Consider the following 6,983-nt stretch of genomic DNA (forward strand, 5'->3'; position numbering starts at 1 on the left):
CCACCACCACGGCACCAGCTCCTCGTGGTAACCCCGGCGCAGATACTCCCAGGTGAGCTTCTCCGGCCGGTTCTCCGCCATGTCGAACGGCGGCGGCCCGTCCGGGTCGAAGCTCGCGCCGTGCGTGAGCAGCCGCTGCAGCATGTGGTCCTTGCCGACCGGCACGGCCGTGAGACCGGCGCCGGTGATGACGCCGGTCAGCTCCGGCTGGCTCGCCACCCGCACCTCGTGACCGGCGTTGCGCAACGCCCACGCCAGCGGGACCATCCCCAGGAAATGGGTCCGCTCCGCGTGGGTGACGAACAGCACGCGCATCGGCCGGTCCCCGCCCCCCACCGTCACAGGGCGGCCAGCACCTTGAGCAGCGACTCGACGACCCTCGCCTGGTCGTTCCTCGTCAGCGACGGGTACATCGGCAGCGAGAAGATCTCCTTGGCCGCCGCCTCGGTGACGGGCAGGCTCCCGGCCTCGTACCCCAGCTTCGCGAACCCCGACATCGTGTGCACCGGCCACGGGTAGCTGATGTTGAGCGACACGCCGTAGGCCTTGAGCCCCTCGATGACGTCGTCACGCCGAGGGTGGCGGACCACGTACACGTAGTACGAGTGCTCGTTGCCCGGGGCGACCGCGGGCAGCACGACGTCGGTGCCGGCGAGCGCCTCGGCGTACCCGGCCGCGACGGCCCTGCGGGCCTCGACGTACCCGTCCAGCCTGGTCAGCTTGCGGCGCAGGATCTCGGCGTGCACCTCGTCCAGCCTGCTGTTGTGGCCGGGGGTCCGCTCCACGTAGTAGCGCTCCCGCATCCCGTAGTAGCGCAGCTGCCGCAGCGCCGCGTCCACCGCCGGGTCGGAGGTGATCGTCGCCCCGCCGTCGCCGTACGCCCCGAGCACCTTGGTCGGGTAGAAGGAGAACGCGGCGGCCGCGCCCATCGAGCCCGCGATCCGGCCGTGGTGGCGGGCCGCGTGCGCCTGCGCGCAGTCCTCGAAGATCACCAGATCGTGCCGTCCGGCGATCTCCCGCAGCGGCTCCATGTCGACGCACTGGCCGTACAGGTGCACCGGGAGCAGGCAGCGGGTCCGTTCGGTGACCGCCGCCTCCACCTGGCCGACGTCCATGAGGTACGTGTCCTCGTGCACGTCGACGAAGACCGGGGTGGCGCCGACGGCGTCGATGGCCACGATCGTGGGCGCCGCCGTGTTCGACACGGTGATCACCTCGTCACCCGGCCCGATGCCCAGCGCCTGGAGCCCCAGCACGATCGCGTTCGTCCCGTTGTCGACGCCCACGCAGTGGGAGACGCCGTGGTAGGCGGCGAAGGCGGCCTCGAAGTCCCGCACGCCGCGGCCGAGCACGAGCTGGCCCGAGCGGAACACGGTGTCCACCGCGTCGAGGATGTCCTCCCGCTCGTTCTCGTACTCCTGCAGGTAGTCCCAGACGTAAAGGGGCCTGTTCATACATCACCTCCGGAAGGGAAGCCACTTCGGCTCAGCGGTCGAACTCCCCGCGGAGGTACCGCTCCCGGCAGGCACCACGGCGGATCTTTCCACTGGTCGTCCGCGGCAGGGTGCCGCGCCGTACGAGGACGAGGTCGTGCGCGGTCAGCCCGTGGTTGCGGGTGATCTCCTGGCGCAGGTCGCGCAGGATCACCTCCACGTCCGGTCCTCCGGCCGCCAGGAGCGCCGGTTCGGCCTCGACGAGGACGACGAGCCGCTCCTCGCCGTCGATCTCGGCGGAGAACGCGGCGGCCGTCCCCTCGGAGGCGACGTCGCGCGCGGCCTGCACGGTCGCCTCGATGTCGTCCGGGTAGTGGTTCCGGCCCCGAACGATGATCATGTCCTTCGCCCTGCCGACCACGTGCACCCGGCCCTCCAGCAGGAAGCCGAGGTCGCCCGTGCGCAGCCAGGGGCCGGGAAGCAGGTCGCCGTCCGGCTCGGCGAGGTGTTTCTCGAAGACGTCGGCCGACCGCTCGGGCCGGTTCCAGTAGCCGTCCGCCACGTTGGGCCCGCTCACCCAGATCTCGCCGACCCGGCCGTCCGGCAGCGGGCCGCGGTCCTCCCGGTGCCGGATCCGCACCGACACTCCCAGGCTCGGCGTCCCGCACGACACGATGCGCACGGTGTTCGGGCTGCCGGGCGGGAGCTCGCGGGCGACTCCGGCCGCGAGGGCGTCGCGGTCGAAGGACCGGTCGGTCATGCCCTCGCCGACCGGCGGCGCGCTGACCGGGAGGGTCGCCTCGGCCAGGCCGTAGCAGGGGGACGGGGCGGTGGCGGAGAGCCCGCCGACCGCGAACGCCGAGGTGAACGCCTCGGTGGACTCGGCGTACACCGGCTCGGCGGCGATCGTGAGCAGCCGCAGCGAGCTCAGGTCGAGCTCGCTCCTGCGCTCCCCGGTCACCCGGCGCACGCACTGCACCAGGCTGGAGCTCGGCGTGATGCTCCAGTCGGCCCGGTAGTCGGAGATCATGCGCAGCCAGCGGTAGGGGTCCTGCACGAAGGCCATCGGGCTGAGGTTCACCGAGTGCGCGCCCGCGCCCAGCGGGTTGGTGATCCCGCAGACGAGGCCGAAGTCGTGGAAGAACGGCACCCACGACGCGATGACCGACGACGGCCAGTGCGCCCTGATCTGGTGGTTGGTGACGGCGAGGTTCAGGTGCGTGACGCGGACGCCCGCGGGGGCGCCGGTGGAGCCGGAGGTGTACTGCAGGTACGCCACGTCGTCCGGCCGCATCCGCGGCCTGCGCCAGTTCCCGGCCCCGTCCGAGGAGACCTCGTCGACGCAGACCAGGTGGGCGGGCGGGTCGTCCATCCCGTCCAGCAGCCGCTGGACGGACGGGCGTACGGCGGAGACGGTGAGCACGCACCTCGGCGCGCAGTCCCCCATCACCGAGAGCAGGCGCTCGTTGCTGCGCAGCGCCTCGGGCGCGTACAGCGGCACCGCGACGAGCCCCGCGTACAGGCAGGCGAGGAAGGCCACGACGTAGCCGGGCTCGTGCGGGCAGAGCACCGCCACCCGGTCGCCCGGCTCGCACCGTCCCTGCAGGTCCGCCGCGACCGCGCGGGCCCGCTCGTCCAGCTCGGCGTAGCCGATCGTCCGCGCGCTCTTCTCCCGGCGGCCGGTGTCCCGGCGCATCCCGTACTCGACGAAGGTGACCGCGGGGGAGGAGCCGGCCGTCCGGGCGAACAGGCCGACGCTGTCGGGCAGGTAGCGGAGGCGGAGGTGCCGCGATCCCCCGGCGGTGGTGACGGCGGTCTCGATGACCTCCTCGGGAGGCTCGCCGGAATCGGGGCTCAAGCTGTCTTCTCCGTCCGGTGGGTGAGGTCCTGCGACCTCGGGGGTCAGGCGGACTGGGGGAGCGCGTCCGACCGGGCGGCGGTCTCCCTGGCCTCCAGGGCAGCCAGCGCCGCCCGGTCCAGGTTGGAGACCATCCAGACGAGCAGGTCCTGCTCGGTGCTCTCCGCGGCCTCCTGCCAGCGCTTCTTCTGCTCGGCGATGACGTTCATCTGGATGTGGGTGACCTCGTCGGCGACCCCGCCGTTGCGCTCCGCCTTGATGCGCCGCCGCAGCTCGTTACGGGACCAGGTGCCCTTCTCCGCGCGGTTGAGCCAGATCTCCTGCTCGGGCTCGGGCAGGCTGGCCACCTCCGCGTGGTGCTGGAAGCTCAGCTTCTCCCGGCGCCGGGGCAGGCTGAACTGCCGGGCCACCCAGGCGTAGTTGCGCAGGGTCTGGTAGTCGAGGGAGGTCTCGGCGATAGCCCGCTTGTAGCGGTCGGGGTACTGGGCCTGGCCGTAGATCAGCCAGTCTCCCAGCCACCAGGCGGACGAGTCGGAGATGATGAAGATCTGCCGGCCCAGGCGGCTCCAGGCGTTCAGTGACATGCCGGGGGGCAGGGAGAGGGCCGTTCTCCTCGTCATGCCCGGTGCGTCCATGGCCATTCGCGGGTTGGGGGCGGGCCTGGCCTGTCCGTGATGCGTGGTCTGGCCGTGATGTGTGGTCGCAAGACTCGGGTAGCCGTTCACGTCTGTCGTCACGTCTGTCACACCCTTTCGCCTCGACGGATCCGTCGATGGCTGAGAGTTTGCCCTAGGTGCCACGGGAGAGTTCTAGACGAGATCTAGACGCCCTGACAGGAGCGTGTGAGGAGCCCGGTCGACACCGTTCTCCCCGCTCACCGGTGTCGTACCGCGCGTCGCAGGCCGTCACCGGCCGTCGGCTCCGGGGGGGAGACGTTCGATAACGAAGTCCGCCAGGTCGTCGAAGTTCCGGCCGCCGAAGCCGGCCATGTCGTCCAGGAGCGGGACGCCGTAGGCGTCCTCCAGGGCGAGGATCAGGAGGATGATGGAGAAGGAGTCGAGGTTGCCCAGATCGCTGGGCTCGCTGATCTCCCCCAGGTCGGTCAGCTCGGGGATGGCGAGCTCGTTGGAGCTGAACAGAACGATCTTCAGCGCCTCACGCTCGATCCGCTCGCGTACGCCCTTCTTCTGGTCGGAAACGAACATCTCGGTCAACTGATCTCTCCTGACGACGTTTCGGCGGAATCGGTGGACGTAGTGGATCCGGCGGACGCCGCGTTCCGGCGTTCGAGCGGGCTCTGCACGAGTTTGTTGAGGAGATCGGCGCCGTGCTCCTCCCAATACTCGCGGTAGACGGCGTAGATATGCACGTCCCGCAGCTCGCCCCGGTCGTAAAGATGCTCGGGAAGAGTCGCCTCTTTGTGGTCGGAGTCGTAGTTCGTATGAAGAATCTTGAAATCCGGCTCGACGGTCCAGAAATATATCTTCCTGACGTTCCACATCGCGAAGGCGTAGTTGATCGTCAGCAGAATGACCTCCGCGCCGACCCCGTTGCCCGCGGTGGCCGGATCGGTGAGGAAGCTCGCCCGCACGTGCCTGCCCGACAGGTCCAGGTGATGGAACGAGACGTATCCCACGACCTGGTCGGTGTCCTGGCGCTCCACGGTGAACTGGGCGGACACCTCCTTGGCGTACAGCGCGGCGAACACCTCGGACGAGGGCAGGTCGTTCAGCCCGGCCTTGAGGAGAAGGTCGTGCGCCGTGACGCCCTCCGGGGGGTTGGCGTGGCGCAGCAGCGTCCTTCTGGTCTTGGTGTGGGGAAAGAGCACGTTCTTCCACCTTCAACTCGGCGTCGCGGCTGAATGGGATTACCCGGAGGCTTATTCGGGCTGGCCGGGCGGCCGTCGTCCCCGTATCAAAGAGGCGGGCCCGTCTCGCCAGCGGGACAGATGCTAGTTCCGGGTGATCTATGGGTCAAGTTATTCTCCGGTGGTCCCAATGTCCATGCGAATGGCCTTTTTCGGGGCGCGGGCAATTTCCCGGTTGATTTCTTAGGCCGGTCGCGGAAAGGTCGTTTATGGTGCATGCGGCGGCAGTGGGCCGACGTACGAACGAGGGGAAGCGGGATGGGCCGATGACAGTGCACACCGAGGACGCCGCGATGCAGGGAGAACTCCTCGAACCGATCACGTCCGAGGGCCGCGACCTGCTCCATCTCATCGATACGCACCGGCCGGCGATCGCGGAGGCCGCTCCGGGCAACGACCGGGACGGGACCTTCCCCCACGACGTCTTCGAGGGGCTGCGCAAGGACGGCGTCCTCGGCGCCACGGTGCCCTCCGCGCTCGGCGGGCTGGGAGTCGAGCGGATGCACGACGTCTCCCTGGCGCTGCTGAGGGTCGCCGAGGCCGACGCCTCGACGGCGCTCGCCCTGCACATGCAGCTCAGCCGGGCGCTGACGCTGACCTACGAGTGGAGGACCGGCCCCGCCCACGCGCGGGCGCTGGCGGAGCGGCTGCTGCGCGGCATGGGCTCCGGCGAGGCCGTGGTGTCCACCGGCGTCAAGGACATCCCGCGCGACCGGCGCCCGACCACGCTGACCCCGACCGGCGACGGCGGCTGGCTGCTGTCTGGCGGCAAGACGCTGGTGAGCATGGCGCCCATCGCCACCGACTTCGCGGTGTACGCGCAGACGCGCGTCCCCGGGCAGCGCCCCCAGTCCGGGATGGCGGTGCTCACCCGGCAGACCCCTGGCCTCACGGTGACGGACAACTGGGACGGGCTCGGCATGCGGGCCTCGGGCAGCGTGGACATCGTGTTCGAGGACTGCCCCATCGCGGCGGAGGACGTCGTGCTGCGCGGCCCCGCCGGGGAGCAGGACCTCGCCATGCTCGCGGGCCAGACGGTGAGCTCGATCACCATGCTCGGGATCTACACGGGCATCGCCCAGTCGGCGCGCGAGATCGCCGTCTCGACCCTCCTGCGCAGGGGGGCGGCGGGGGCCGCCGCCGCGCGGACGATCGTGGCCGAGATGGACGCCAGGCTCTTCACGATGAGGTCGACGGTCGCGGCCGCCCTGGCCAGGGCCGACCGGCTCTCCTACGACGACACGGGCGACCCGCGGGAGCGCGGACCGGCGATGATGACGCCGTTCCAGTGCGCCAAGATGGTGGTGAACCAGCTCGCGCCCGCGATCGTCTTCGACGCGCAGACCCTGATCGGCGGCGCCTCCTTCTCCGCCACCCACCCGCTGGCGCGCCTCTACCGCGACGTGCGCGCGGGCGGCTTCATGCAGCCGTACACCTTCGTCGACGCCGTCGACTACCTGAGCGCCCAGGCGCTGGGACCCGTCAGGAACGGTTAGGGGAGTCCATGCGCGTTCTCCTCACCGCGTACGCGGAGAAGACCCATTTCCTGGGGATGGTCCCGCTGGCGTGGGCGTTGCGCAACGCCGGTCACGAGGTGCGGGTGGCGAGCCAGCCGGAGCTGACCGATGTCATCACCGGCGCCGGTCTCACGGCCGTGCCGGTCGGCAAGGACCACATCCTGCACCGGCTGGTGGGGCGGACGAAGGAACTGCCGGCGACGGCGCCCCGGGCGCCCTCCTACGACCTGGCCGAGGATCGTCCCGAGGTGCTCACCTGGGAGTATCTGAAGAACGGGTACGGCGGGCAGTTCGTGCCGTGGTGGGCC

Annotated in this window: 6 protein-coding genes and 2 pseudogenes; 2 read left to right on the forward strand and 6 right to left on the reverse strand. The window is 70.3% G+C overall.

What is annotated here, in order from left to right:
* From ACSC1Q_RS42780 to ACSC1Q_RS42805, 6 genes and pseudogenes are all read right to left on the reverse strand, one after another.
* Positions 1 to 315 (reverse strand): annotated as a pseudogene (locus ACSC1Q_RS42780) (activator-dependent family glycosyltransferase); the annotation flags it as partial.
* Between the two features lie 23 nt (positions 316 to 338).
* Complete coding sequence (locus ACSC1Q_RS42785) at positions 339 to 1,454, reverse strand: DegT/DnrJ/EryC1/StrS family aminotransferase (RefSeq protein WP_436764478.1); 1,116 nt, start codon at positions 1,452 to 1,454, stop codon at positions 339 to 341.
* 31 nt (positions 1,455 to 1,485) lie between these two features.
* Positions 1,486 to 3,291 (reverse strand): fatty acyl-AMP ligase, encoded by a 1,806-nt coding sequence (locus ACSC1Q_RS42790; protein WP_436764479.1) that lies wholly within the window; start codon positions 3,289 to 3,291, stop codon positions 1,486 to 1,488.
* A gap of 44 nt (positions 3,292 to 3,335) precedes the next feature.
* Positions 3,336 to 3,911: an LmbU family transcriptional regulator gene (locus ACSC1Q_RS42795; protein ID WP_436764480.1), complete on the reverse strand. Its 576-nt coding sequence runs from the start codon at positions 3,909 to 3,911 to the stop codon at positions 3,336 to 3,338.
* A 285-nt stretch (positions 3,912 to 4,196) separates the two neighbouring features.
* Positions 4,197 to 4,505, reverse strand: a complete 309-nt coding sequence (locus tag ACSC1Q_RS42800) for a hypothetical protein (protein ID WP_436764481.1) — start codon at positions 4,503 to 4,505, stop codon at positions 4,197 to 4,199.
* Positions 4,502 to 5,119: a GNAT family N-acetyltransferase gene (locus ACSC1Q_RS42805; protein WP_436764482.1), complete on the reverse strand. Its 618-nt coding sequence runs from the start codon at positions 5,117 to 5,119 to the stop codon at positions 4,502 to 4,504. Before ACSC1Q_RS42805 ends, ACSC1Q_RS42800 begins: the two co-directional genes overlap by 4 nt.
* A gap of 305 nt (positions 5,120 to 5,424) precedes the next feature.
* On the opposite strand from ACSC1Q_RS42805, the gene ACSC1Q_RS42810 reads away from it, so the two are divergent.
* Positions 5,425 to 6,654: an acyl-CoA dehydrogenase family protein gene (locus tag ACSC1Q_RS42810; protein ID WP_436764483.1), complete on the forward strand. Its 1,230-nt coding sequence runs from the start codon at positions 5,425 to 5,427 to the stop codon at positions 6,652 to 6,654.
* A gap of 8 nt (positions 6,655 to 6,662) precedes the next feature.
* Positions 6,663 to 6,983: pseudogene (locus tag ACSC1Q_RS42815) on the forward strand (activator-dependent family glycosyltransferase); the annotation flags it as partial.

The sequence above is a fragment of the Streptosporangium heterodermiicola genome (genome assembly GCF_051390675.1).
GTDB lineage: Bacteria > Actinomycetota > Actinomycetes > Streptosporangiales > Streptosporangiaceae > Streptosporangium.